At 55.7% G+C, this 23,976-nt stretch carries 23 protein-coding genes; 14 read left to right on the top strand and 9 right to left on the bottom strand.

Annotation, left to right across the window (positions count from 1 at the left end; genetic code table 11):
• Positions 1 to 129: 129 nt before the first annotated feature.
• Both EKM04_RS13775 and EKM04_RS13780 read right to left on the bottom strand, forming a co-directional pair.
• Positions 130 to 1,326, bottom strand: coding sequence for an efflux RND transporter periplasmic adaptor subunit (locus tag EKM04_RS13775; protein ID WP_183895030.1), 1,197 nt, complete (start codon positions 1,324 to 1,326; stop codon positions 130 to 132).
• A 49-nt stretch (positions 1,327 to 1,375) separates the two neighbouring features.
• A complete protein-coding gene (locus tag EKM04_RS13780) occupies positions 1,376 to 2,173 on the bottom strand; it encodes an alpha/beta hydrolase fold domain-containing protein (protein ID WP_183895032.1) in 798 nt (265 codons plus the stop codon).
• A 146-nt stretch (positions 2,174 to 2,319) separates the two neighbouring features.
• Here EKM04_RS13780 and EKM04_RS13785 point away from each other — a divergent pair, with 146 nt between their 5' ends.
• Complete coding sequence (locus tag EKM04_RS13785) at positions 2,320 to 3,231, top strand: LysR family transcriptional regulator (protein ID WP_174155505.1); 912 nt, start codon at positions 2,320 to 2,322, stop codon at positions 3,229 to 3,231.
• Positions 3,232 to 3,285: 54 nt separating this feature from the next.
• Here EKM04_RS13785 and EKM04_RS13790 read toward each other — a convergent pair whose 3' ends face one another.
• The 3 genes from EKM04_RS13790 to EKM04_RS13800 form a co-directional block, all read right to left on the bottom strand.
• The gene (locus EKM04_RS13790; protein WP_183895034.1) at positions 3,286 to 3,582 is read right to left on the bottom strand and encodes a hypothetical protein; all 297 of its coding nucleotides are present in this window, start codon (positions 3,580 to 3,582) and stop codon (positions 3,286 to 3,288) included.
• 107 nt (positions 3,583 to 3,689) lie between these two features.
• A complete protein-coding gene (locus tag EKM04_RS13795) occupies positions 3,690 to 4,208 on the bottom strand; it encodes a 2'-5' RNA ligase family protein (protein ID WP_183895036.1) in 519 nt (172 codons plus the stop codon).
• A 16-nt stretch (positions 4,209 to 4,224) separates the two neighbouring features.
• Positions 4,225 to 5,169 (bottom strand): sugar-binding transcriptional regulator, encoded by a 945-nt coding sequence (locus EKM04_RS13800; protein WP_174155502.1) that lies wholly within the window; start codon positions 5,167 to 5,169, stop codon positions 4,225 to 4,227.
• 204 nt (positions 5,170 to 5,373) lie between these two features.
• On the opposite strand from EKM04_RS13800, the gene EKM04_RS13805 reads away from it, so the two are divergent.
• The 7 genes from EKM04_RS13805 to EKM04_RS13835 all read left to right on the top strand — a co-directional run bounded on the left by EKM04_RS13805 (position 5,374) and on the right by EKM04_RS13835 (position 12,592).
• Entirely contained in the window at positions 5,374 to 7,008 is a 1,635-nt protein-coding gene (locus EKM04_RS13805; protein ID WP_183895038.1) for an ABC transporter substrate-binding protein, read from the top strand.
• A 72-nt stretch (positions 7,009 to 7,080) separates the two neighbouring features.
• Positions 7,081 to 8,076: an ABC transporter ATP-binding protein gene (locus EKM04_RS13810; RefSeq protein WP_183895040.1), complete on the top strand. Its 996-nt coding sequence runs from the start codon at positions 7,081 to 7,083 to the stop codon at positions 8,074 to 8,076.
• Complete coding sequence (locus tag EKM04_RS13815; protein ID WP_183895042.1) at positions 8,073 to 9,059, top strand: ABC transporter ATP-binding protein; 987 nt, start codon at positions 8,073 to 8,075, stop codon at positions 9,057 to 9,059. The genes EKM04_RS13810 and EKM04_RS13815 overlap by 4 nt, the downstream gene beginning before the upstream one ends.
• A 10-nt stretch (positions 9,060 to 9,069) precedes the next feature.
• Positions 9,070 to 9,996: an ABC transporter permease gene (locus EKM04_RS13820; protein WP_183895043.1), complete on the top strand. Its 927-nt coding sequence runs from the start codon at positions 9,070 to 9,072 to the stop codon at positions 9,994 to 9,996.
• A gap of 11 nt (positions 9,997 to 10,007) precedes the next feature.
• Positions 10,008 to 10,889 (top strand): ABC transporter permease, encoded by an 882-nt coding sequence (locus tag EKM04_RS13825; RefSeq protein WP_183895045.1) that lies wholly within the window; start codon positions 10,008 to 10,010, stop codon positions 10,887 to 10,889.
• A gap of 15 nt (positions 10,890 to 10,904) precedes the next feature.
• Positions 10,905 to 11,663 carry a glycerophosphodiester phosphodiesterase family protein gene (locus tag EKM04_RS13830; RefSeq protein WP_183895047.1) on the top strand — a complete coding sequence of 253 codons (759 nt, stop codon included), beginning with the start codon at positions 10,905 to 10,907 and terminating at the stop codon, positions 11,661 to 11,663.
• 14 nt (positions 11,664 to 11,677) lie between these two features.
• Positions 11,678 to 12,592: a TIM barrel protein gene (locus EKM04_RS13835; protein WP_183895049.1), complete on the top strand. Its 915-nt coding sequence runs from the start codon at positions 11,678 to 11,680 to the stop codon at positions 12,590 to 12,592.
• Positions 12,593 to 12,655: 63 nt separating this feature from the next.
• Here EKM04_RS13835 and EKM04_RS13840 read toward each other — a convergent pair whose 3' ends face one another.
• The gene (locus EKM04_RS13840) at positions 12,656 to 13,483 is read right to left on the bottom strand and encodes a GGDEF domain-containing protein (protein WP_183895051.1); all 828 of its coding nucleotides are present in this window, start codon (positions 13,481 to 13,483) and stop codon (positions 12,656 to 12,658) included.
• A gap of 73 nt (positions 13,484 to 13,556) precedes the next feature.
• Between EKM04_RS13840 and EKM04_RS13845 the strand changes: the two genes are divergently transcribed.
• The gene (locus tag EKM04_RS13845; RefSeq protein WP_183895053.1) at positions 13,557 to 14,141 is read left to right on the top strand and encodes an RNase H family protein; all 585 of its coding nucleotides are present in this window, start codon (positions 13,557 to 13,559) and stop codon (positions 14,139 to 14,141) included.
• 57 nt (positions 14,142 to 14,198) lie between these two features.
• Here the strand turns inward: EKM04_RS13845 and EKM04_RS13850 are convergent, their stop codons facing one another.
• Together EKM04_RS13850 and EKM04_RS13855 are read right to left on the bottom strand one after the other, a co-directional pair.
• The gene (locus EKM04_RS13850; protein WP_183895054.1) at positions 14,199 to 15,227 is read right to left on the bottom strand and encodes a hydroxyacid dehydrogenase; all 1,029 of its coding nucleotides are present in this window, start codon (positions 15,225 to 15,227) and stop codon (positions 14,199 to 14,201) included.
• A gap of 139 nt (positions 15,228 to 15,366) precedes the next feature.
• The gene (locus EKM04_RS13855; protein ID WP_252094070.1) at positions 15,367 to 15,948 is read right to left on the bottom strand and encodes a DedA family protein; all 582 of its coding nucleotides are present in this window, start codon (positions 15,946 to 15,948) and stop codon (positions 15,367 to 15,369) included.
• 182 nt (positions 15,949 to 16,130) lie between these two features.
• Between EKM04_RS13855 and EKM04_RS13860 the strand changes: the two genes are divergently transcribed.
• Complete coding sequence (locus tag EKM04_RS13860; protein ID WP_183895056.1) at positions 16,131 to 17,570, top strand: phospholipase D-like domain-containing protein; 1,440 nt, start codon at positions 16,131 to 16,133, stop codon at positions 17,568 to 17,570.
• A gap of 39 nt (positions 17,571 to 17,609) precedes the next feature.
• On the opposite strand, the gene EKM04_RS13865 is transcribed toward EKM04_RS13860, so the two are convergent.
• Positions 17,610 to 18,014 carry a host attachment family protein gene (locus tag EKM04_RS13865; protein ID WP_183895058.1) on the bottom strand — a complete coding sequence of 135 codons (405 nt, stop codon included), beginning with the start codon at positions 18,012 to 18,014 and terminating at the stop codon, positions 17,610 to 17,612.
• A 252-nt stretch (positions 18,015 to 18,266) separates the two neighbouring features.
• Between EKM04_RS13865 and tssI the strand changes: the two genes are divergently transcribed.
• The 4 genes from tssI to EKM04_RS13885 are packed head-to-tail and all read left to right on the top strand — an operon-like array spanning position 18,267 to position 22,335.
• Positions 18,267 to 20,471 (top strand): type VI secretion system tip protein TssI/VgrG, encoded by a 2,205-nt coding sequence (gene tssI / locus EKM04_RS13870; RefSeq protein WP_252094071.1) that lies wholly within the window; start codon positions 18,267 to 18,269, stop codon positions 20,469 to 20,471.
• The gene (locus EKM04_RS13875) at positions 20,458 to 20,931 is read left to right on the top strand and encodes a hypothetical protein (RefSeq protein WP_183897993.1); all 474 of its coding nucleotides are present in this window, start codon (positions 20,458 to 20,460) and stop codon (positions 20,929 to 20,931) included. The genes tssI and EKM04_RS13875 overlap by 14 nt, the downstream gene beginning before the upstream one ends.
• Positions 20,924 to 21,763, top strand: coding sequence for a hypothetical protein (locus tag EKM04_RS13880; protein ID WP_183897994.1), 840 nt, complete (start codon positions 20,924 to 20,926; stop codon positions 21,761 to 21,763). The genes EKM04_RS13875 and EKM04_RS13880 overlap by 8 nt, the downstream gene beginning before the upstream one ends.
• Positions 21,764 to 21,774: 11 nt before the next feature.
• Positions 21,775 to 22,335, top strand: a complete 561-nt coding sequence (locus tag EKM04_RS13885; protein WP_183897995.1) for a hypothetical protein — start codon at positions 21,775 to 21,777, stop codon at positions 22,333 to 22,335.
• Positions 22,336 to 23,976: the final 1,641 nt, after the last annotated feature.

Below are 23,976 nucleotides of genomic sequence, written 5' to 3' on the forward strand. Positions count from 1 at the left end.
AGGTAGCCCTCTCCGGGTGAATGCTGGATACAGAAAGCCGCGCCAGTGGCAAATCGCTACCGGCAGGTCTTCTTTCTCTGTTCTGATCAATGGATCGGCGGGCCGCTGGGAGCTGGCCCGCCGGAATGTTTACTGCGACGCGGCGACTTTTTCTTCCATCTGCGGGGCAACGATGGCGCCGGGGCGGATGCGCTGGAGACCGTTGACGACAATCTTGTCTCCCACGGCAAGACCGCTTTCGACCACGCGTAGACCATCCGCAGACGGGCCGGGCTTGATCTGCCGGTAATTCACCTTGTTGTCACCATCCACCACGAACACGAATTTCTTGTCCTGATCGGTGCCGATGGCGCGATCGGTGATGACGATGCGGTTTTCCGACTTCGGCTCACCCATGCGAACCCGCACGAACTGGCCGGGGATCAGACGTCCATCGGTGTTGGCGAACACGGCGCGAACCCCGATCGTGCCGCTTGCGCTATCGACCTGATTGTCGATGAGGTGCAAGGTGCCCTTGATCGGCGTGCCCTCATCGGCCAGCGTGCCAACTTCGACGGGGATCTGTTCCAGAGCCCGAAGCGCACCATCGGAAACCGGAAGCTGCGACAATGCCTTCGCGACCATGTCTTCGCTGGCGTTGAAGCTTGCATAGATCGGATCGACGGAGACCAGCGTGGTCAGTGCGGGAGAGGCCGAACCGGCCGCGACAAGGTTGCCAACGGTGATTTCAAGCTTGCCGACGCGGCCCGCTACCGGCGCACGAAGTTCGGTATAGCTGAGGTCAAGCTGGGCCGTCGTCAGGGCTGCCCGTGCTGCCCGCGCTTGCGCCTCAGCATCCGCAACATTGCTTTGGCGCTGGTCGAAGTCACTCTGCGAGATCGTGCGATTGTCGGACATTCTGCGACCGCGCTCGAGTTCGGTTCTGGCTAGGCTCACCTTGGCGTCGGCGGAGGCGACCTGCGCTTCGGCACCCGCGACCGTGGCCTGATAGGGTGCCGGATCGATTGTGAAGAGGGCATCGCCAGCCTTTACCAGCGCGCCTTCGCGAAAGTGAACAGCCTGGATCTGGCCTGCAACGCGCGACCGGATCTGGACCCGCTCGACAGCTTCGAGGCGACCGGAGAACTGTTCCCAATGAGTAATGTCACGGCTTTCGACAACCGCGACCGTGACTGGAATCGCCGGTGCTGGTGCCTGCGCCTGCGCTGATGCCGCCACGGCACCAGTTGACATGGGAAAGTCGAATAAAAATGCCGCCGCTGCAACGGACACGGCAAGGCCTAAGCCAGCACCCGCAAGGGCACGGCGCTTGTTCTTGAGCGTCATGGGTGTCTCCTTGGCTCCTCGGGGAGCCTGTCAGTTATGTCGAAAAATACTACTGCTTCAGGTCTTGAACAAAATCCGCAAACTCGGTGCAAACAGCCGGAAGCCATTTGCCACCTCCACCACGATAAAGCCCCGTCCAGCCGGAACCGGTGGGGAAAATATGCTGCCGAACCTGCACCCCCGCTTCGCTCAAACGACCGGCATAATCCACGGTCTCGTCGCGCAGAGGATCGTCCTCGGCTGTAAATATCAACGCCGGTGCCACGCGGTTGAGCCGCGTACACTGGCACGGTGCGGCATAGGGGTGGGCAAACCCACAGGCCCTTGCCAGATAGTGGCTCCAGCCCTCTGCCCAGCGTTGCCGCATGCCAATCTTGTCAGCCTCACGAAACGATGTGGACGCCATCTGCGGGTCGATCATCGGCGACAGCAAAATCTGCCCTGCCAATTTTCCAGGCATCCGGTCGCGTGCTTTCAGCGCCAAACCCGCCGCAACATTGCCACCCGCCTCTTCGCCCGCCACAAACAGCAGCGATTTCGCGCTGCCATAGTCCTTGCGGTTTTTGCTCAGGCAATCCAGAGCATCGAATGCGCAATCGATCACGGCCGGAAACTCGTTGTGCGACGAGGTGCTGTAATCCGCCTCGATCACGACGGCACCCCTGTCCGCCAGCGCTCTTGCCACCGGCAATTCCGCGCACTGGCCACCTTGTTCCAGAAACGAGCCGCCCCGCAAATACAACACCAGCGGTGGGGCGCGGTTTTCGCCTTCGCCTTTATAAACACGAACCGATAGAGGTGGCTGGCTGGTGCCACGACTCTCCATGGTGTGCCATTGCGTGTTCATTGCATTTCCTCAGCAGGTTTTAAAAAAGAACCTGCTCTTGCAGTCATTTCTGAATTAGGTATGATTGTTCGAAAGAGTTCGCGCAAGCGTCCAAAAATGAAAACACTATTCCAAAATTATGGATAATCAGATCAAGGACGGTGTCTATGGATCAACTCGCGGCAATGCGCGTCTTTGCGCGGGTGGTCGAAACCGGTAATTTTACACGCGCGGCCAGTGCCTTGGACATGCCGAAAACCACTGTTACCAATATGATACAGGGGCTTGAGGCGCATTTACGCACAACGCTTCTCAATCGGACGACGCGCAGGGTCATGGTAACGACTGACGGTGCCTTGTATTATGAACGCGCTATCCAGATCCTATCAGAAGTCGACGAACTGGATGCAAGCCTGTCCAACGCCAATGTTCAACCATCGGGCCGTCTTCGCGTCGAGATGGCAGGCGCGTTCGCCGATCACATCATCATACCCAATCTGTGCGATTTCCACGAACGCTTCCCGCTCATTCGGCTCGATATTGGTGTGGGCGACAGGCTGGTGGACTACATCGCGGAAAATGTGGACTGCGCCCTGAGGGTAGGGACGCCGCGCGATCAGTCGCTGATTGCCCGCAAGGTCTCAGACCTCCATCTCGTGACGTGCGCCTCACCGGGTTACATCGAACGGTTCGGTATGCCGCTTGAACCGGAGGAGCTTGAGGAAAACCACTATAGTGTCGGCTATTTTAATGCCACCACCGGACACATCATGACGTTCGCCTTTGATAACGGCACCCGCTCCGTCGAGGTGAGCCCGCGATACATCCTCTCGGCCAATGACAGCCGTACCTATCAGAACGCCGTTCTGGCCGGAATGGGTGTCGGCCAACTCGCCCCCTTCGCTATCCGGGGGGAACTGGCCAAAGGCAACCTCGTGCGCATTCTTCCCGAATGGAAGCAAGAGCCGATGCCGATCTATATCGTCTACCCGCAAACGAAACACGTCACAAACAAGGTCCGCGTCTTCGTTGACTGGCTGGCAAAGCTTTTGCACAAAAGTTCGTTTGGAGAGAAGTGAGGTCTACATTGATCAAAGCCCGGCGCGTGGCCGGGCTCGTGTCCTTGCCAGCGATCACTTTGCCGGGCAGGGTGTTCCGGGCGTAGCGGTTGTTGCCGAACCCTTTGCCGTCTGGCCGCCGGGTGTGCAATTGGCGTTGTTTGTATCGCCGTCGGCCTGTGATCCGGTTGCTCCGGAATTCTGAGAATTGGTACTCTTGTTTCCGCTGTCCATGCCGCTGCTGGAGGAGGTTGTGCCGCTGCTGGATGCAGCGCCCGCCGCTCCATCCGTGCCACCGGTTCCGGTTCCTTGTGCCGCGGCAAGCGAGACAAAGCCAAGTGCAAACACTGTGCCGATTACATATGTTTTCATGGTTGTTTCCTCGGTTATTGATTGTTTTTACCAAGGTTTAACACAGTTGATGCCCAGGAGTTCCCGTCACCATGACAGACGTGGCGTGAACCACTTGAAGGAAACACTCACGCAACGCGCTCAAATCCCAGCGATGCTTCCAGCCGCCACGGGCCACCAAGATATGCCCACAGATCGAAGCCGCTGATACGCAGCTGCCTTGGTTCGAAATCGTGTTTCAATTCGTGAAACAGCGTATCTGCAGCTGCTTTTGACACTTTGTTCTGAACGGTGATGTGCGGACGCCATGGCTGTGTGTCCTGCGGGTTCAGCCAATGGGAAAAATGGTTTTTTAGCTGGGTTCTGGCGACCTGAAGCTCTGCACTGTCAATCGTGAAGGCGACACCGAACCCCAGATGTCGAACACCGTTGACGCTGGCCTCGATCTGTCCTGTCGACCCCGCAACGGTTCTCAAGACCTCCAAGATGGCATCAATATATTCACCGGGCAAACGGTGAAACATGGTGACATGCGCGTGCAGGAAATTTCTGTCCGGTGGAAAATGCTGCGCGCGCAGTGCCGCGAATGGCGCAAGATCGGCGTCAGCGACATGTGCCGTGACGATAAGCGGATAATTCGTTTTCATAGGCGTCCGGCTTTGTTCACTCAGCATCGCGTTCAAGCAGATGGTGAGCGTTATCTGAGTCGGTAATCAGCGTCGTGGCAAGGCCTGCAATCATGCAGGCTTTCAAGATACTCTTCTTGTGGTCGCCGCCCGATGCAATGACGCGTGTGGGTATTTTTCGATACTCCTCTATGGATGGCGAGATGACCTGTCGGTTGAGTGGATGATCCACTTCCACCCCGTTTTTGTCCAGATAACGGCCCAGAAGGTCGCCTACCGCACCGGCGGATGTGATATCGCCAATGTCCGTGCCGTCTGGCAGACCGTAGCGCACCTGGAGCGATTCCGATGAGACGTCTCCAACGCTGAGGATCGATATATCGACGGCTGTCGCCTCTTTCAGAAGACTGTCAAAAACGGGTTGAGAGATAATCGTGTCACGGGACTGCGGGCTATCGGCGTAGATGGGCGCTGCGAGATAATGGCACTCGGCGCTCATCACCTGAGCAAAACGTTGCACGATTTCGAATGTGTTGATTTCAGAGCCGCGCGTCAGACCGCCCATCATCGAGCGAACTTTTACATCTGGCGCATTGGCCGGGGCCATGTGGTGCACGGTTTCCCGCAGCGTCGCGCCCCAACCCACACCCAGTGATGTCGGTTCGCTCGCCTGAATCAATCGCTCGAGATACATCGCCGCTGCACGGCCGATGACGGTTGCGATCTGATTTTTGTCGGACGGTGTTGGAACGATGACGACATCCGTGAGGCCGAAGCACTGCCGCAATTCGGCTTCCAGCTCGATATTTTCCGTCAAAGGAGAGTTGAAGCTGATCCGCACCACGCCCTGATCGAGCGCTGCTGCCAGAAGTTCGTTCACCCTGCGCCGGGTCAACAGCATGCGCTCGGCAATCTGGGCCTGCGTCAACCCCTCGACGTGATAGAGCCACGACGCGCGCACCATGCTTTGCTGATGAGGCATAGGATCCCTCTCTCAAATGTCACAACAGCGTAACATTTGTAACCTAGAGGTAATCGAAGTTGAGAAGCCGGTAAAGAGATTTGATCTCTGCGTTTCCCGACACGAGATCGACAGTTCACTTGAACGGAACCTGACGCGGCGCCCTGCGGCGCTGCGCATGTCTCTGCGCGTCCGTATCGTCCTTTGCTTACACAGGAGTGATCCATGCTTTCCATCAACCGCCGCCACGCGCTGGGGCTCATGTCCGCTGCTGCGGGCAGCATCATCCTGCCGCACATGTCATTCAGTCAGGGCGCTCGCCCATCCGTGACCATCGCCGTTCAGAAGATCACCAACAACAACACGCTGGATATCTGGAACGAACAGTCGAATGTCGGTGAACGGGTTTTCTTCCCCAATCTGTGGGAGGGCCTGATCAATCGAAACTGGATGGGCGACCAGGGGCCGGTACCCGGTCTTGCGACCGAGTGGAAGCGTATCGACGACAAGACGCTTGAATTGAAACTGCGGCAGGGCGTGAAGTTTCACAATGGCGATGAACTGACAGCAGAAGACGTTGCCTTCTCGTTTTCGAAAGAGCGTCTGTTCGGCAATACCGAGCCAAAGGGTGGCAAGACGGTTTTCGAAGACGACAACAAGCCAGTGACCGCCAAGGAACTGCCGGCCATCATTCCGGGTGTCGGCCGTCGTCTTTGGCCTGCTTTGGCCGGTGTCGAAGTCGTTGATAAATATACGGTTCGTTTCCACAACGCGACGCCGGACGTGACACTCGAAGGTCGCCTTTATTCTTTCGGCAGCCAGATCACCAGCCGCCGCTCGTGGGACGAAGCCAAAACATATGTGGATTGGGCGCGCAAGCCTGTCACGACCGGTCCTTATATGGTGGCCGATTATAGACCTGACGTGTCACTGACGCTCGCCGCGTTCGATGAATATTGGGGTGGCCGTCCACCCCTTCAGCAGATCCGTTTCGTCGAAGTCCCCGAAGTGGCCTCCCGCGTCAACGGTTTGTTATCGGGCGAATATGACTTTGCCTGCGACCTGCCACCCGACCAGATTTCCGCCATTCAGGGCGCGCCAGGCCTTGAGGTCCAGAATTCGACCATCTGGAACCACCGCATCTCGACCTTCAATACGCAGAACCCTGTTCTCAAGAGCCCACTCGTTCGCCGCGCCATGACGCACTCCATCGATCGTCAGGCAATTGTGGATGCACTCTGGGCTGGCCAGACCGTCGTTCCGGCCGGTCTGCAGTTTGAATCCTTCAAGGCCACCGACATGTTCGTGGACGGCTGGACCACACCGGAGTTCAACCCGGAACTGGCCCAGAAGCTGTTGAAGGAAGCTGGTTACAAGGGCGATCCGATCCCTTACCGCCTGCTCAACAACTACTACACCAACCAGACCGCGACAGCCCAGATCATGGTCGAGATGTGGAAGCAGGTTGGCCTCAACGTCGAGATCCAGATGAAGGAAAACTGGGCGCAAATCCATGATCCCGAAAGCGTCAAGGGCGTTCGTGACTGGTCGGCTGGCAACTCCATCAATGATCCGATTACACCGCTGGTCGTGCAGTTCGGCCCCAATGGCGAAGCACAGCAGAAGAAGGATTGGGTCAACGAAGAGGTCAACACGCTTTCCGTTGTCTTGGAAACCTCCACCGACCATGCGCTTCGCAAGAAGGCGATCACCCGCATGCTGGAAATCTGTGAACGCGAAGACCCTGCCTATCAGGTCCTGCACCAGAATGCCGTCTTCACGGGCATGAAATCGTCGCTGAAATGGAAGGCAGCCCCTGCCTTCGCCATGGATTTCAGGACTGCCAACTGGAATTCCTGAACCCTTTGATCGTCTGCGCCGGTCGTCTTATGCGGCCGGCGTCTTTCATGTCTGAAATGGAGATGAGCGCCTATGGCTTCCAATCTCGTGGAATTGCGCGGCCTCAAAGTCGCTTTCGACGGTGTGCAGGTGCTGCACGGTATCGACCTTGATGTCGCACGCGGCGAGGCCATCGGCCTTGTCGGTGAATCCGGTTGCGGCAAGTCTGTCACATGGCTGGCGGCGCTGGGACTGCTTCCCGGCAAAGCAACCGTCTCGGGCTCGGTGAAAATCGACGGCAAGGAAATTTTAGGCGCGCCGCGTTCCGTACTGGAGGGTGTGCGTGGCAAACGCATCGCCATGATCTTTCAGGACCCGTCCAGCTCGCTCAATCCCGTCTTGCGCATTGGCAGGCAGATCACCGAGACACTCGCCATTCATCGCGGCTTGATGGGTGAGGCTGCCAGGAAAGAAGCGTTGCGCCTTCTCGATATGGTCGGCATTCCCGATGCCCGCAACAGGTTCGATCTCTTCCCGCATGAATTTTCCGGCGGCCAATGCCAACGCTTGATGATTGCCATGGCCCTGGCGGGAGAGCCCGACCTTCTGGTGGCCGACGAGCCGACAACCGCGCTCGATGCCACGATACAGGCACAGATCCTTGACCTCCTGATCGCTCTTCGCGCCGAGACCGGCATGGCGACCATTTTCATCAGCCATGATCTGGGTGCCGTCAGCCAGGTCTGCGAGCGCGCCTGCGTCATGTATGCCGGTCGCATCGTGGAGCAGGGACCGATTGCGACACTGTTCGATAATCCCAGGCATCCCTATACGCGCGGCCTGTTCGACGCTATTCCGCGGCTCGATGGTCCACGATCGCGGCTTATCCCCATTCCCGGCACCGTGCCGCACCCCCGCGACCTGCCACATGGCTGCGCGTTTTCGCCTCGATGCGTAAATGTGGCGATGGACTGTCGCATCCGCCAGCCTGAGTTGACAGAGCTGGACAATCACCGCCGTCTCTCATGCCACCATCCGGTAGGTAACAAGTCCTCGTCTGAAACCCGTGTTCTGGAGGCCGTGTCGTGACGGCGCCTATTCTTGAGGCGAAAGACCTCGTCAGAACCTATGAGGTTCGCCAGGGCGTGTTCGGCAAGGCTGCAGCGGTACGCGCAGTCGATGGCATCGACCTTGATGTGATGCCGGGAGAGACGCTCGGTATCGTCGGGGAATCCGGCTCGGGAAAATCGACACTCGGCCGCATGCTTCTTGGTATCGATCCGCCGCAATGGGGACAAACGCGTTTCGAAGGCCAACCGATGCCGAAACTCGGTACGCCTGAATGGCGGGCACTGCGGGCAAAGATGCAACTCGTCTATCAGGACCCGCTTGCGGTCCTCGACCGGCGTCTGACCATTGCCGAGCAGATCGGTGAACCGCTTGCCATTCATAATCTGGTTCCCAAAGAGCATCGGCACACCCGTGTTGCCGAACTGATGTCTGCCGTCGGTCTGCGACCGGATCAGGCGGGATCGTATCCGCACGAGCTTTCCGGTGGTCAGCGTCAGCGTGTTGTCATTGCCCGGGCTCTCGCTTCACGGCCCAAGCTTCTGGTCTGTGACGAGCCGGTTTCGGCGCTCGATGTGTCGATCCAGGCGCAGGTGGTCAACATGCTGCGCGATCTGCAGGAGAAGAACCATATCGCCATGGTCTTCATAAGCCACGACCTCAAGGTCGTGCGCAACATCGCAGACCGCGTGGCCGTCATGTATCTGGGTCGCATTGTCGAGGAGGCATCGTCCGATGTCATCTTCGCCACACCCTTGCATCCCTACACCAAGGCGCTCGTCTCCAGCGTGCCGGTGCCGGGCAAAATGCTTCAGGGCCGAACGATTCTGCAAGGCGAGCCGCCAAACCCGGCCAACCGCCCGTCCGGTTGTGCCTTCCACCCACGCTGCCCCGTTGCCGTCGACCTCTGTCGCACGAGCGTTCCATCCCTGAGACCGATCTCGGCTGGCCGCACTGCTGCCTGCCATCTGCTCGCCAGTGCCGATCAGCCGGTCGCGGCGTAAGGAATAGTCCATGCTGCGTTACGTTTCCGTCCGCTTTCTTCGCGCCTTGGTCACCATCATCGCGGTGATGACCTTCGCTTTCATCGTTCTGCGCATGTCGGGAGACCCCGCGCAGATCATGCTGGGTCCCGACGTGCCGCAAGACGCGGTCGATGCCTTCCGCAAGGCCTGGGGTCTGGATCAGCCGCTGTGGATCCAATATCTCGCCTATATGAAGTCGATCCTGACGGGCGATTTCGGTGTCTCGATGCGTGACAAGGCGTCTGCCATGCAACTCGTCATCGAGCGTATTCCCGCGACGTTGCAACTGACAATCCCAGCGCTTTTTCTTAAAGTCTTGATCGGCATTCCGGCCGGCGTCTACGCGGCCCTTCATCGCCAAAGCGCAGTTGATCGCGGCGTCATTCTGGCTGCGATCTTCGGATTTACCATTCCCTCTTTCGTCATGGGCCTGTTGCTGGTGCTGATCTTTTCAATCACCCTTGGGCTGCTGCCATCGGGCGGTCACGATACCTGGCAGCACGGTGTTTTGCCGACGCTGACCATGAGCATTGGCGGCATCGGCATTCTCGCCCGCTTCTCGCGCAGCGCCATGATCGAGGTGATGGGACAACCCTATATTCGTGCCGCGTCCGCCAAGGGCATGCGGTGGCAGGATGTCGTCTGGCGACATGCGCTGCCCAACGCCGCCGTACCCATCGTCACCATCGTCGGCTTTATGGTCGGAACGTTGATTGCCGGGGCCGTAGTGGTGGAATCGATCTTCTCCTGGCCCGGTATTGGCCGTCTGCTGGTCGTATCGGTGACCAACCGGGACCTTGCCGTCGTGCAATGCATTCTGCTGCTCATCGCCGCCACCATGGTCGTCTCGAACCTGATCGTGGACCTGCTGTACGGCTGGCTCGACCCGCGCCTGCGCAGCCAGACAGCCCATTGAGGACACCCGTGATGACCCTTGCAGACAACACTCGTTCACCGGCACGCGAGGCTTCGCTCTACACACGCGTCATCCGGCAGGTGCGGAAAGTGCCTTTCTCCGTGACCTTCGGGATAGCCTGGCTTGCGGCAATGATCCTGATTGCCGTGTTTGCCGATACCATCCGTCCTTATGGTATCACCGCCATGGATTTGCGGGCGCGTCTATCTTTGCCGGGTAACCCGGCACATTTTCTAGGGACCGACGAACTCGGACGCGACGTCTTGTCACGTCTCGTTCAGTCCATCCGCGTGTCGTTTACCATCGCCTTCGGGGCAACGATCATTTCAGCGGTTTTCGGCACGGCACTCGGCTTTGCAGCCGCGAAATTCCGTGGTGTGGTCGAGCAGTTCGTGCTCATGCTGGCCGATTTTCAGGCGGCGCTGCCGTTTCTCGTCATGTCGCTGGCGGTCCTTGCCTTTTTCGGATCATCCATGCCGCTTCTGATCGGTCTGATGGGGTTTTACGGGTGGGAACGCTACGCTCGCATTGCGCGGGGTCTGGCGATTTCGGCCGGTGCTCAAGGCTATGCATCGGCTGTCGTGCAACTGGGTGCCACGCCCTGGCGCGTTTACATGCGCCACATTCTGCCCAATGTCGCCGCAACCCTCATCGTTTCCATGACGCTCACCTTCCCGGAAATCATCCTGATGGAAAGTGGTCTATCGTTTCTGGGCCTTGGCGTTCAGCCGCCGGAAACCAGCCTCGGTAACATGGTCGGCTTCGGCCGCGAATACCTCACCCGTGCACCCTGGATCATGCTGGCCCCGGCCTTCGTCATCATGATGACGACACTCTCCATCTCGCTGGTCGGGGACTGGTTGCGCGACAAGCTCGATCCTACCCTGCGTTAATCAAGGATATCACCCATGACCAAGATCGTCGGCCATCGTGGCGCCCGCAATATCTGGCCTGAAAACTCGCTCACCGGTTTCCGCAATGTCCTGGCGCTGGATGTCGACGCCATCGAGTTCGATGTGCACCTGACCGATGCGGGGGAACTGGTCGTCATCCACGATGCCACGCTTGACCGAACGACGGATAAAACCGGACCTGTCCGGACGCTGACATCCCATGCCCGTGCGACAACGCATCTGGAGGGTTCATCGGATACGGTGCCGACGCTTGCAGAGGTGCTGGCGGTTTTGGCGCAGGCCAGTGGCAAGCAGCTGCATGTCGAAATCAAATCCGACGAAGCAAACCGACCCTATCCCGGCATCACCGAAAAAGTCGTCGCGGAGATCGAGCGCTTCGATCTGTCCACGCGCTGCCACCTGACATCCTTCGACGTTTCAGTGCTGAAGGAGTGCCGCCGGGTTGCCCCACAGGTTGCGCGGCTCGTTTCGGTGAATGCCGAGTGGGCGCAAAAGCAGGGTGGGCTCGAGCGCTTTCTGCACTCTGTGGAAGGGCTGGCAGATATCGTCGCCATTCATCATGACCTGATGTCCGCAGAATGGACACTCATCACCCAACATCTGCCGCTTGCTCGTCTCGGCGTCTGGACGCTCAACGACGAGGCGCTGATCCGTCCGTGGCTGGAGCGAGGAATAGGCCATCTGACATCAGACAGCCCCGACCTTGCCCTGCGGCTATGTCGCGAAATCCAATCCCGAACGCAACCTGCCTGAGAAGGAATACGAATATGGGTAACATCATCGGTACCGGTTTTAATGCTGGCTCCACAGACGGAGAGCTGCAAAGCCTGGAAGAAGACCTGCGCGCGCTCGCCGATATCGGCGTTGACACGGTCGAACTGGGCCTGACCAGTCTCGACCTCATCGCCGGTGGACGCATCGTCGAGGAGCGGGCGGAGCGGCTCGTTGCCCTCACGAAGCAGTTCGATTTCCGCTATACCGTGCACGGCCTCGTCTCATCAAACTTCATGGACCCGGCAACCTGCCGGTACCAGCTGGATGCCGCCAAGGCGCTTGCCGTTGTCTGCGACCGGATCGGTGCGCGTATTCTGGTTCAGCACGGCGGATGCCTGCGCGCCGACCAACTGGCAGAACGCGCCGATGCCGACAGCCGCGAGCGCGACGCTCTGCATGCACTCGCTGAGTTCTGCAAACCCTATGGCGTGCGCATCGCATTCGAAAATATCTTCACGACGGAACTGGGTCAGTATCGCCAGACACCAACCGAGCTTGCGCAGACCGTGAAGACCGTCGGCCACTCCAATCTCGTGGCGCTGATCGATTTCAGCCATGCCTATATCGAATCCACGTATCGTGGTCTGAATTTCCGTGAAGAGTTGCGCGCCATGGCACCGGTAGCAGGGCATCTGCATGTGCATGACAGCTTCGGCCGTCCGCAAGCCTTTTATAAACCGCACCATATTCAGGAAAATACCGCGCTCGGTATCGGAGATCTCCACATGCCGCTCGGCTGGGGGGATATGGATTGGGAGGGGATTTTCTCCGAGCTGACGTTTCTTCCCGACACCGTGCTGATGATGGAAGTCGGTCGTCGCTACCGCGCCGAACAACCTGAAAGCCTCGCACGGGCAAAGAGGTTGATCGCACTGAACGGTGGGCAGGTTGCGATTGCCGCCGAATGATCTGACAGATGACCTCCCTCCGTTGGGGGGAGGTCATCTATTTCCCGCGAACCGGGTTGGTTTTTAAAGCGAAAGCGTCGCGCGTTTTTCATCCTGGCGTTCGAGCGGTTTCGTCTCGCTGCTGTGGACGATGCGATTGCGCCCGGATGCCTTGGCGAGATAAAGCGCCTTGTCGCAGGCCTTGAACAATGTTTCGAAGGTGGAATGATCTTCATGATCGGCAACCCCGCCGGAGATGGTAATGCGAAAGCCCTTGCCTCCTGCGGAAAATGGTTTGGCAGCGACCAGTTCCACGCAGCGTTGCGCCAGAGCCAGACGTTCCGTGCGGCTCAGCGCGGAGACCAGTACCGCAAATTCTTCTCCACCAATCCGTGCGACCGCCTGGCTTTGCGCAAATATGTCGGAAAGCTGGTTGGCCACCGCGATAATCGCCTGATCGCCGATATCGTGGCCATAGCGATCATTGATGGACTTGAATTTATCGATGTCGAACAGAATGAGTGAAGAATTGGCTGGCGCGCGGACGGCTTCCTCCAGAAACGCCCGTCTGTTGAGCAGACCGGACAGCATGTCGGTGCGGCTCAATCTTTCGAAGGTTGCTCTTGAGATTGTCAGGTGATGAATGGCAATGCCAACGATATAGACAATAGAGAACGTGAGACTGGACGCGACGAGCGTGGAGATGATGACGCCGACGGTTGCTGCGGGAACGACGGCATATGGCAGCAGCCCGAGTGCATTCAACGTGTAATGAGCCAGAATATTGAGAACATCGGCAACGATCGTGACGTAGAGCGTGATCGTCAGCGCAAAAAACAGGACATCGCGACGCGTTTCGAAACGGTTTGTAGAACACGCCTCTTTTACGTAACGATCAATAAATGCGAGCATAGCCCGTGGCTCCATAAGCACATATGAAAACGTCAAAGAGCTACAAGACTACAAATGGATTGAGGAGTCATGAATGGGGTTGGTGTCCGCCCGGTTCTCTTTCTCAACACTGCGAAATGGCGACCTCAACGTGACCAGTCATGAAACTTCTCTGAAGCCGGATACCATCGGTTTCGCGCGTACCCAGCCTGTCGATATCTACGTGGATGGTTCCTATGATGTCGTGTCGAAAAAAGGAGGATGGGCGTTCGTGGTGTTCGAAGGCGACGATATCCTCGTCACCCAGTCTGGCACTGTGGCCGCCGGCACCAACAATGCCGTGGAAGTCGTCGCAACGCTGAACGCTGCACGATGGGCAAGCGAAAATTTCCCCTTGGCTCGAGTCACGATCTGGTCAGATTCGATGCATGTGGTTGAAGGTTGCAATCACTGGCGGCCCATCTGGCGCAACAATGGCTGGAAGCATTATAATCCCGATCCCCGCGCCAGAAACCGCCGCATCGCAGACTGGGCGTTGTGGACAGCGCTCGATCGGCATCTCCTTCAAAACCAGCAGCTTGCCGTTGCCTGGTGCAAAGGCCACCAGGGACACATCGGCAACGAGCTTGCAGATAGGCTTGCCGCCGCCGCATATTCTTCAGGTTCCGCCAGATCCTGAAACATGGGGCGTGGCCGCGCCGGACAGGTCTGGGGTGTTTCCGGCTTCAGGGGGGCGTCAGGAGACACTGACTGGCTTGGAGCGCAGCCTGCTTGCCGTCGCCGGGTCTGCGCGTCGGCAAAGCTGTGGTGGCAGGCCTTTCATGATGAGTTCTGCATCTGCGACCGCCATCGCCCCCAATTGGTAGAACGCATCGCGGGTGCCTCCGCTGCGATGGGCAGAGAGCAGCAAACCGGGGATGGAGCGGACCGGGTCGTCAGCCGCAACCGGCTCATCCGGAAACACATCCGTCGCGGCACGGATATGACCAGATTTGACGGCATTGAGCATAGCGGGGAAATCCACGACAGCGGCCCGGCTCATCAGCAGAAATGCGGAGCCCGGCTGCATCAGATCGAATTGGGGTTTGCCGATGAAGCCCTGATTTTCACTGGTCACACTTGCGAAAACATAAACGACCCGGCACTTGGAAAAGACATCGTCCAGCGCACTTGGAACGCAGTCCAGACGTTCGACGATCTCTTTCGGCAGCCAGGGATCGTAGACATGCACCTCGTTCTTGAAGGGGCGCGTCAGTTCGCGAAGTTCCTTGCCAAGGTCTCCAAATCCGATGATGCCGATGGGTGCACCAGCGTACCGGAACGTATCCATGTTGCCAGCAAGACCGTATTCCTCAACGCCATTGCGAAACTGCCTGTCGGCAATCGTGATGCCGCGTGCCAGATCGATTGCCATGCCAAGCGAGGCCTCTGCCACTGGCGACGAAAAGGCAGACGCCGGCGTGATCACCCAGATGCCACGCTCCACACACGCCTGATAGTCGATGTTCGGCATGAAGTTGGATTCGACATTGATGATGGCCTTGAGTTTCGGCGCCCGATCAAGGCGCGCTCTCGGCATATCGGTCTGGCCAAAGATCAGGACCGTATCAGCCAAGAGGGCATCCACCTGATCGCCTGACATGGGCTGCTCTTGCAAGACGATCACCTCTCCCAGCCTGTCCAGCCGCGCGCGGACATCCGGCTCCATGATGAGATCGAGCGTGCGTGGCAGCGGATCGACAAGCACGATGTTGCGTTCAGACATGATGCCTCCCTTCAGATCTTCGGCGCGGGTCGCCGCTAAAGCATGTCGCGTTTCATCGTCCTCAATGAAACGATAACGTACATGCGACAAAAGAAGAGCTAAAGCGTGTCGCAGTGAATCCTATTCACAGAGACACGCTTTAGGCTTTGAATGTTGCAACCCGGTAAATATAGATGGCGATCATGACGACGAGAACGCCGGTTGCAACCGGGTTGATGTAATCTTTCACCGTGCCATAGGCCTGCCCCAGGCCAAAGCCCGCAAAGGCGAGCGCGGCGGTCCAGATGAGGCTGCCGATAGCGGAGTAGAGCAGAAACCAGCCGAATGGCATTCTGGCGATGCCAGCGGGTACCGAGATCAGGGTTCGCACCGTCGGCACCAGCCTGCCGAGAAGCACTGACGTCTTGCCGTTTTTGCGAAAGTGGTCGCCAGCGTGTTCTACATCGGCAGGAGACATGGTGAGCCAGCGCCCATAACGGGCTGCGATCTTCATCAGCTTCCTCTCTCCCAGAAGCCGCCCCAGAAAATACCAGGGCACGACACCTGCCACGGAACCGAGGGATCCTGCAGCGATGACGGAGAGGATCGAGATATTGCCTTGTGTTGCCAGATATCCCGCCAAGGGCATGATCAGCTCGGAGGGAATAGGCGGAAAGATGTTTTCCAGAAACATCAGCAGGGCGATGCCGAATACACCCAACTGATCCATTGTCGCATTCACAAAACTTTCCAAGAGGCCCCAATCATGATGCGCGGCCAAGCCCAGCGCTGGCATTCCATCTCTATTCGACAGGCAAGTTAGACGAAGACCGGGGCGGACGAAACAGGTGTCGAGAAAAATTATGCTATTGCAGGGGCGCATTCTGCCTTATACCGCACAGCAACACATGCGTGGGGCTTGGAATGACGTCTGTACTTGTCGAAGGCGAAACGTGCTGGAAGATAGCCGGTGCTGATCGCGTGAGTGTCATCGTTGATGCAGCCGCGTTTTTCCAGCATGCCCGTAGTGCCATGCTGAAAGCGGAGCGCTCGATTTTCATGGTCGGCTGGGATTTCGACACCCGCATCGACCTTGTGCCCGGCAAGGCCGAGGATGAGGCACCGGAAAAACTTGGCAGCTTTCTGAACTGGCTTGCGAGACGGCGCGACGACCTCGACGTGCGCATTCTGAAATGGGATATCGGCCTCATCAACTCCATCACCAGAGGTGAAACGCCGTTTTACATTCTGCGCTGGCTGTTTTCCAAAAGGGTGCAGTTGAAACTTGATAGCGCACATCCGCCCTTGTCGGCCCACCACATGAAACTGCTCGTGATCGATGATCGCGTGGCGTTCTGCGGCGGCATCGATATGACGGTTGGGCGTTGGGATACGCGCGAGCATTTGGAAAACGACCAACGTCGCCGGTCCCCGCTGGGTTTTTCCCAAGGGCCCTGGCACGACGTAACGAGCTGCATCTCCGGCGACGCCGCTGCCGAGTTGGGACAACTGGCAAGAACGCGCTGGGAGCTTGCAACAACCGAGACACTGGAGCCTGTCGTCGTATCGTCCGACCCCTGGCCCGATGCCCTCAATGTCGATTTTCGCGACATTTCGGTTGCTATTGCGCGCACGCTGCCGCAGTTCGACAAGCAGTCGCAGGTCAGCGAGATCGAGGCCGCCAAACTCGCCATCATCGCCTCCACGAAAACATGCCTCTACATCGAAAGTCAGTATTTCGCCTCACGCAAGGTTGCGGAAGCCATTGCCGTCAGGTTGCAGGAGGCCGACGGCCCCGAAATCATCCTCATCAACCCCGACGGTGCGGAGGGCTGGCTGGAAGCAAAAGCGATGGATTCGGCGCGGATTCGCCTGATGAAACTGGTGCGCGACGCGGACGCCTATGGCCGTTTCAGGCTGATGTATCCCGTCAACGACGAGAGGACGCCAATTTATGTCCACGCCAAGGTCATGATCGCAGATGACAGGCTGATCAAGATTGGCTCTGCTAATCTCAACAACCGCTCCATGGGATATGATTCCGAATGCGACGTGGTCATCGAAGCCCGCCCTGATCAGGACATTCTATCCGCCAAGATTATCGAGCACCGCAACGGCCTGATCTCGGAGCATCTGGGCTGCGACCCGCGGGAGCTGCAGGGTCAGATCGAAACAAGCGGTTCGGTCATAGGCGCGATCGACGCTCTTAACCGTGCAAGCGGTCGCGGACTGGTGGACGTTCCGATGCGGGATTTGACGGCTGACGAAGAACTCTTTGCAGAATCGGATCTCGCTGATCCTGAACGGCCAAGTGGCGTGAAGGAGCGCGTGACGCGACGCTTCAAGCGCCGCCGCGCCGGATGAATGGAGCGGCCGTAGCCGTCCATTCCCGCCAGGCGAAGGTCAAGCCGCAGCCAGCACCTTTTCGATGTCCGCTATCGAATGTCCCGTCAGATCCTTGTCGAGCTCGCCCAGCAACACGTCAGACAGAGACTTGTGATACGCCTTGCGCATCTCGCCCAGCGTGCGCGGCGCGGCAATGATCACGAGCCTCTTGATCTTGCCATCCAGAACCTGCTTGTTCAGCATCTGAGCAACGCCCGCACTAAAGCCGTCCTCGTCCTGCTGGCTGTCATCGGGATTTGCAGAGCTGCTGGAGTGGCGCGCTCCAGACGATATCTTGGTGTCATCGACATCCGCATTCTGCATCGCCGTCAGCTTTACATTCTGCGCGTCGCCATCATTTTTGAAAAGGCTCAGCTTCTCACCATCCGCAACGGCAACGACCGTGTTTTGTGGAATATCCATCGTCTTCTCCCATGTTTCCTATCGGGCGTTACGCCCTGCAGAGAAGAACCGATCGAACGGCGATCTGTTCCCTGACTTGGTCGAGCTTGACGGGATATGGAAACGATGACCCGTGATCGCCTCACAGGGCAACGCAACAAACGCGAACAATGAGGGTATTTTCTCGAAATTTACATTGTTGACACAATGAATGATTGCATTATGTTCCGGTTTTGAGACTTGATTGATATTTCCGATCACCCGGGTTCCCCTATGACCGACCAGCCTTCGTCGTCCGATTTCATCCAGGCCAGCCGTGTTTTGAAGGTCAAGTCGCCGCTGGGCGAAGACCAGTTGCTGCCCGAGCGGATGGTGATCAGCGAAGGTGTATCACAGCTGTTCGAAATACAGTTGAATGTCCGTGCCAAGAAGGAAGCGGTGAAGCCGGAAGAGCTGATCGGGCGCCTGGTTGATGTGTCGGTCGAGGTTCAGCAGGGGGATGGCGAAGAGGGCAGTGGTGTCCGCCGTCCGTTCAACGGTCTGGTGACCGACCTGCACGAAGGACCACCCATCACCCGCGGCTTGCGCTCCTACGCCATGACCATCCGCCCGCAGATGTGGCTGCTTTCACGCCGCTCCGACTGCCGCATCTGGCAGAACAAGACCTCTATCGACATCGTCGAAACCTTGTTTTCCGAGCACGGCATTCCCGCCCCGGATACGTCGGGCATCATCAAACCACCGCCTGCACAAGAATACAGCGTGCAGTTCAATGAACTGGACCTCGATTACCTCCTACGTCGCTTCGAAGAGGACGGATTATTCTACTGGTTTTCGCATGAAGACGGCTCTCACAAGCTGCATGTGGCTGATACCGCCAATGGATGGCTTGGACCATCACCCTCCGCTCAAGGCGAAGGCAAAGTGAGATTGGCACAAGGATCATCGGATCGCAACCACATTAACGACTGGGCCCGTCGTTTTTCCTATGTGCCCGGCCAGCGTGCTGGGGCCGACTGGAATTTCGAGACACCGGGCATGGTGCCGGGCACGATGATGCCATCGCTGGTACAAATGCCCGATGCGACCAAGCGCGAGCTCTACGAATACCCGGCCCGCATCAGAACGGTGGATGAGGCCGAGAGGTCGCAGAAGTTGCGTGCACAATCCATCGAGGCCGACCACGACCGGGTCTTCGGCGCATCGACATCGCGCATTCTCGAAGCCGGCCGCCGCTTCACGCCCTATGAGGAGGCTCATCCCGAGCACGAATACGAAGAGCATGTGATCATCAGGGCAAGCCACACGATCGTGGACAGGTCCTACGAGACCAACAGCAACGAGCCGGAATATCGAAACCAGTTCGAAGCCATCCCCGCCCGCGTGCCGCTGACCCCGCACCGGACGACCAAGCGCCCAAAGATCGAAGGCACGCAGGTTGCCATCGTGGCGGGTCCCGAGGGCGAAGAAATCCACCCGGATCAATACGGCCGTATCAAGCTGTGGTTCCCGTGGGACCGCAAGGCCAAGAAGGATGGGACTGATACGTGTTGGGTGCGAGTGGCCCAGAACTGGGCTGGCGCCACCTGGGGCGGCCAGATCATTCCGCGCATCGGTATGGAGGTGATGGTCGCCTTTGTCGATGGCGATCCGGACCGGCCGCTGGTGACGGGTGTCGTGCCGAATGCAAGGCAAAAGGTGCCGTATGATTTGCCAGCGAATAAGACGAAGAGCACGTTCAGGACACAGACGCACAAAGGCCAAGGATTTAATGAGCTAAGCTTTGAAGATGATATAGGTCGCGAGGAAGTTTATATCCATGCTCAGAAGGATAGAAACGAAAAGACAAACAATAATCACACCGAAAGAATCGACAAAAACTGGGTTCAGTCAGTTGGGCATAATAAATATCTCGAAGTTGAGCAAAATCACGACGAGGTAATTGGCGGAAACATGAGTATACATGTCGGCAGCTTGCGCACTGAGGGAGCAATCAACTCGGCCATCAAGAAAGCATGGGGCGGAATATCTGCAGTGGCCAGCACTCTTAATTTGCCTAATATTGGTACGGTTGGTCGAGGATTTCTCACAATCTTCACAGAAAAAGGCATCATGGAGACTACGCTCGGGATGAAAAACACCTCAGTTGGTTTATCCAATCACTCGCACGCGGGCAACACCCAGCAAATTTCAGCTGGTCGTCTAGTAAGCGTTGATAGCGGTCGTGCGATAGGTATGCGCGCTGAAACTAGTTTCTCCGTCACGTCTGCTGGGGAAATTCATATCACCTGCGGAAAGTCAGGCATATTGTTAAATAGAAACGGTGACGTACAGATCGCCGGTGTTAATTTGTTCCTAGATTTCGAAGGAAATATAGAGGCTAACAGTGAAGGGAAAATTTCTTTCGACGGCAAAGAAGTAGAACAGAAAGCTGATAATGGTTTTATAATCAAGGGAGGTAGAGTTGATATCAACTAAGCGCTTTAGAATTCGATTGAAGCCATCATATATTTGTTTGGCGGTATCTATTTTTCTTCTACCTGAAATTAGCAAAGCCAACTCCAAATTGTTTTGTGATTTCGAAGGATACGATAAATCAGCGCGATTTCATGAGATCATGAAAATTGCTCGCGACTCTTATGATGTTCGTTTCGGGTTGGGCCATTTTGGTACTCCAGAGATTCATGAGCGCTTGCGTGAGCAGGTCAATCTACTTGACGTCGATCCTGGTAGGACATCGCTGGTAAACGCCGATTTCGATAACGGAAAAATAGATTTGTTTTACTGCGCATCTAAAAAATGTACGCGGAGCGAAATAGAATCGGAATCACTTCGGGCCTGCATGAATAATCTCGGCGCTAAGTCCTGCCGGACTTACGCAATCAACGTAAATAACGATGCGATTTGCATCGTTCTGCCGAGGGCGCAAAATGGGTGACAACAATAGTTTTCCATTTGGAAAAGATCCTAAAAAGGCAACTGAATGGTTGGGCTTAAATAATTCGCCGTCACGTCGTTGGAGCGCAGCATATAGCTCGACTATCAGCCTTGGATGCGGGTTTCACTCTCTAATTTTTTTGGCCCACGATAACCTTCAAATAGGGGTGGTTCATCTTGCTGGTTGCGGACCGAGCGTTGGATTCGGGACAGGGAAACTATTACGAGGCACTGGGAAGGCGGGTCGAATACGAGATCCCTCTTTGGAGCGTGCTGTCGATCGTAATGAGGACGTCGTCAATTACAGCGATTACTTCAACGACGTCCGTTCTGTTGAAGAAGCTGACACTGGCCTTAAGTTGTTAGCTTTATTGAATAATAACGGTACGGAATTTGTCACTGATATGCCCATGTCTTTTTGGGACTTAAGTCAGGCTTGGGGCACCATAAGTGGATTCTCAGTCGATGTAATGGTTGCTGGCGCGCAATTATATAGACTGGATATTTCGCCGGATGTAATTGCTGGTGAACGGATGTACGTCCGAGATCAGCAGGTTTACAACTTAGATGACGGATCGATCGGCGTAAGTGTTAGTCGCCTTGATGGTAAGTGGAACGTTGAGCGGACTTACGACCTCTGGCATGAATATTCTGAAGCAGCTTTAGCGTCCCTTAAGCTTGATCATAGACCAGCAGAGAGCCCGAATATTCAACCCTTGTCAAAGATGGCGAACAACATCCATCCGTTCTTAAGGCAACTGCCAATAGTCGGGTATCCTATATCTGACACGCTGGTATCTAGACATTTTGAAGAACCACTTCCTGCGCAATAGAGGCATAACTTATGGATGAATTGGTTTATCTTGGAGCGAGGAAACTCGGTCCTGACATCATGCTTGCTAACGTGTGGGAGTGGCTCCATCGTAATGCAAATCATTGGGCTCAAATTGCCTCTGTTTCGCCGTCACATCACAACTTGAAAGCAATTGATGAAATTGATCAAAGAAATCTCGCATACTTGAACGATTGTCCTGCAAAAGCATGGCAGCTACTTTGTGCCGGAACTGGTGAGACAATTTACGGCGCATCGGCGTTATCGTGGTGTCAGGGAGCTACCTTTGATGACGTTGTCGCGATGTGGCGACGTACGAAAGTACCCCTTGTACCAACCGCCACATTCGTCAGAGCGACAAGGCTTATCAATCGTAATGTTTTACCGAAAGCCAACTCGTTAAGATCGATTCTGGATCAGCCGGAGCGTGGTACTTTATATTGTTGCATTCTCATCTCGGCGTCCAACCAAGAAACATTTATCGATCTGTCGAGAGAAGATTTTCGTAATGCTGCTCAGGAAATCTTTTCCTTTGCAAGGTTTAATAATTCTCATTCGCAGACAGTTGTGTGAATAATACTATTAGCAGTAAAAATATGTTTTAGCGTGAAATAATACAATTTATTGGTCTGAGGTGGTGTGCAATCCTATCGGTGTTTGTTTTGAAAGGATCTAAATTGATAATCTTTGATTTTTTTTTAGCATGTTTAGTTTCTTCGCTTTTCTTTTTTATGCTGTGTAATTTGATATTTTCTCAGTATCGCGAGTATTTTTTTTACAAAAATTTAAAATGGGATTTTTCCATTGATAGTGAATTAGATCATTTAAAAATAGACCAGTGGATCACGTTTTATAATTTTAATTTTTCTAATTCACAACGGTTTCTCTTTATTCGTCCGTTTCTGATAGTAATATGGGCAGTAACCCTAGGATTTATGATCCGTAGCGCTGTCAGGACTGGTATGTACTTTTTTTATTAGGGAATTATTCTACCATTATGCCTTGCAGCCTGACTTCTGCTTGGAGTTAAAGAAGTGCCTCAGGCCTACCGCTGTACTGGTATAGGTTCTGGCCACTCCTGCCTACACTCGCTACCGGCGGAAGTCCAAACGTATTATTTGTCAATGACAAGCCCCTGATGCGTGTCGGTGACACCTGTGTGCCTCATGGCTGTTTGGTCTGCCCAAACCCATCCACGACCGCAAGCGTTCCGTTGGCTTATTCACCGTCTTCATAAACGGTAAGTCCGCCGGTCGTATCGGCGATGCCATTGATTCTGGTGGGCATGCACAGACAGGTTCATCCACTGTCTTTATCTGAGATGATGTTGGTTCTGGCTCTGGATGAGGCGAAACTTCATGTCAGCAAAGATTAGCATAGTGTCTCAGTCGAAGCCGATGGTTCGATGGCAATTACTAATTGGGTTACAGCTCTTTATCGAGAATCGATTAAAGGTTGCACCGTCGTAAATCAAAATAGGAAAATAGTCATATTTTAGTTTACGACGAGAGATTTTTCCTTTATGGTGTTTGAGGTCGCGTTCTCGTGCTGGAAGCCCCCAGATGAAGAAGGTGGCGGGTTTTGTTTTGATGGTACTCAGTTGTCTTAACAGAACTCGATAAATGAAATGCGCGCTGTGCAGGCGGAATAACCCGTTGGTGACCTATGGGCAGAACGGGCATTCTTGTTGCGCGTCGATGTATTTCGAGCATGGCTGAGTTTGGAGTGCGAGTAGCGGCAGAGAAGTAGGAAGACGAGGAAGATTATATTTCAGCCTGGCGTGCGGGCCCGGATGCTGGCTGGAAATGCGTTTTGATAGTTGGGGGGGGCGCTGAGAGGTGCCAACATATACAGTTGCGAGGTAACTTTCAGCGCCCCGTTGAAATGGCTTGTGCAGCTTATGGGTTGGGCAAGCAACGAATGGTGATGACGCGAGCTCAATGAGCTGCGTGAACGAATAGGTGCGTCTTGTTGAAGGAAAGAGGTGAATCGAAGGATAGAATACGAAGATATAAAATAACTAAATTCACAATACTGCATATATAGGAATATATATTTGCAGATCGAATTGGCGTATTAATATATAAATTATCTGCAGTCGAACATGCGGATGGTCTGGATAAGTGCGCGTATTTTTGGATGGAAACTAGCCAGAAGGCTTGGAATCGACTGTAAATGGAAGGATTTGGCTATGTGTGCACGGAAAATGGAAGG

Origin of the sequence: Rhizobium skierniewicense Ch11, assembly GCF_023757665.1 — a bacterium.
GTDB lineage: Bacteria > Pseudomonadota > Alphaproteobacteria > Rhizobiales > Rhizobiaceae > Agrobacterium > Agrobacterium skierniewicense.

Excerpts from the sequence above, each read along its gene's own strand:
- EKM04_RS13865 (WP_183895058.1), bottom strand. The coding sequence starts at position 18,014 with ATGGATATTCCACAAAACACGGTCGTTGCCGTTGCGGATGGTGAGAAG.
- EKM04_RS13825 (WP_183895045.1), top strand. The coding sequence starts at position 10,008 with ATGACCCTTGCAGACAACACTCGTTCACCGGCACGCGAGGCTTCGCTC.
- EKM04_RS13775 (WP_183895030.1), bottom strand. The coding sequence starts at position 1,326 with ATGACGCTCAAGAACAAGCGCCGTGCCCTTGCGGGTGCTGGCTTAGGC.
- EKM04_RS13860 (WP_183895056.1), top strand. The coding sequence starts at position 16,131 with ATGACGTCTGTACTTGTCGAAGGCGAAACGTGCTGGAAGATAGCCGGT.
- EKM04_RS13820 (WP_183895043.1), top strand. The coding sequence starts at position 9,070 with ATGCTGCGTTACGTTTCCGTCCGCTTTCTTCGCGCCTTGGTCACCATC.
- EKM04_RS13795 (WP_183895036.1), bottom strand. The coding sequence starts at position 4,208 with ATGAAAACGAATTATCCGCTTATCGTCACGGCACATGTCGCTGACGCC.
- EKM04_RS13785 (WP_174155505.1), top strand. The coding sequence starts at position 2,320 with ATGGATCAACTCGCGGCAATGCGCGTCTTTGCGCGGGTGGTCGAAACC.
- EKM04_RS13800 (WP_174155502.1), bottom strand. The coding sequence starts at position 5,169 with ATGCCTCATCAGCAAAGCATGGTGCGCGCGTCGTGGCTCTATCACGTC.
- tssI (WP_252094071.1), top strand. The coding sequence starts at position 18,267 with ATGACCGACCAGCCTTCGTCGTCCGATTTCATCCAGGCCAGCCGTGTT.
- EKM04_RS13845 (WP_183895053.1), top strand. The coding sequence starts at position 13,557 with ATGGGGTTGGTGTCCGCCCGGTTCTCTTTCTCAACACTGCGAAATGGC.
- EKM04_RS13790 (WP_183895034.1), bottom strand. The coding sequence starts at position 3,582 with ATGAAAACATATGTAATCGGCACAGTGTTTGCACTTGGCTTTGTCTCG.
- EKM04_RS13780 (WP_183895032.1), bottom strand. The coding sequence starts at position 2,173 with ATGAACACGCAATGGCACACCATGGAGAGTCGTGGCACCAGCCAGCCA.
- EKM04_RS13805 (WP_183895038.1), top strand. The coding sequence starts at position 5,374 with ATGCTTTCCATCAACCGCCGCCACGCGCTGGGGCTCATGTCCGCTGCT.
- EKM04_RS13850 (WP_183895054.1), bottom strand. The coding sequence starts at position 15,227 with ATGTCTGAACGCAACATCGTGCTTGTCGATCCGCTGCCACGCACGCTC.
- EKM04_RS13810 (WP_183895040.1), top strand. The coding sequence starts at position 7,081 with ATGGCTTCCAATCTCGTGGAATTGCGCGGCCTCAAAGTCGCTTTCGAC.
- EKM04_RS13835 (WP_183895049.1), top strand. The coding sequence starts at position 11,678 with ATGGGTAACATCATCGGTACCGGTTTTAATGCTGGCTCCACAGACGGA.
- EKM04_RS13880 (WP_183897994.1), top strand. The coding sequence starts at position 20,924 with ATGGGTGACAACAATAGTTTTCCATTTGGAAAAGATCCTAAAAAGGCA.
- EKM04_RS13840 (WP_183895051.1), bottom strand. The coding sequence starts at position 13,483 with ATGCTCGCATTTATTGATCGTTACGTAAAAGAGGCGTGTTCTACAAAC.
- EKM04_RS13885 (WP_183897995.1), top strand. The coding sequence starts at position 21,775 with ATGGATGAATTGGTTTATCTTGGAGCGAGGAAACTCGGTCCTGACATC.
- EKM04_RS13830 (WP_183895047.1), top strand. The coding sequence starts at position 10,905 with ATGACCAAGATCGTCGGCCATCGTGGCGCCCGCAATATCTGGCCTGAA.